General features: G+C 53.7%; 1 pseudogene. It reads right to left on the bottom strand.

Annotated features, from left to right (window positions below):
- Window positions 1-605, bottom strand: a pseudogene (locus tag ACTHR2_RS10520) (hypothetical protein); the annotation flags it as partial.

Here is a 605-nt window from a genome sequence, read left to right as displayed (position 1 = left end):
TTGGTCACACTCGGACCACCGGTAATGGTGAGGCCGTCTGAATTCAGTTTGCTGTCGCCTGCGGTGACGCTGTCAACAGTGATGTCTTTGGCCAGTTTGAAGTCAATCTGGTTGTCGGACACGGTAGTCACGATGTTTTTGTCGCTGCTGCGGTAGGCAACAGTTTCGCCCAGTTGGACGTTGTCGTCGTTACCGTTGTCGGCGGCAATGTTCAGACCTTTGGCCACATTGGCGTTGGTCTCTTTCAGCTGACCGTAGTTAACAGCGTCGGTATCTTCGGTACCGGCGGCTACGTTGGTCACTTTGTTGCCGGCGTTGTTCAAACCGTCTTTGGTCAGTTTGACATCACCTGCTTTAACACCGTCTTGGGTCAATGCGACATCGTCGCCTACTTTCACACCGTCGTTGTTCACGGTGGTGTCGCCGGCTTTGACGCTGTCTACAACCAGGTCTTTGTTCAGCTTAACGGTCACTTTATCGTCTTGGGCTTCGGTGGTGATGTTGTCGTCACCGGCAACGGTCACGGTGGAGCCGAGTTTTTCGATATTAGTGCTGCCGCTGTCGCCGTTGAAGGTCAGGCCTTTGGTGTCAACGGTGGTTTTGGC

Source organism: Neisseria sp. P0006.S004 (assembly GCF_051963015.1).
GTDB lineage: Bacteria > Pseudomonadota > Gammaproteobacteria > Burkholderiales > Neisseriaceae > Neisseria.
This window is presented reverse-complemented; position numbering and strand designations above follow the sequence as displayed.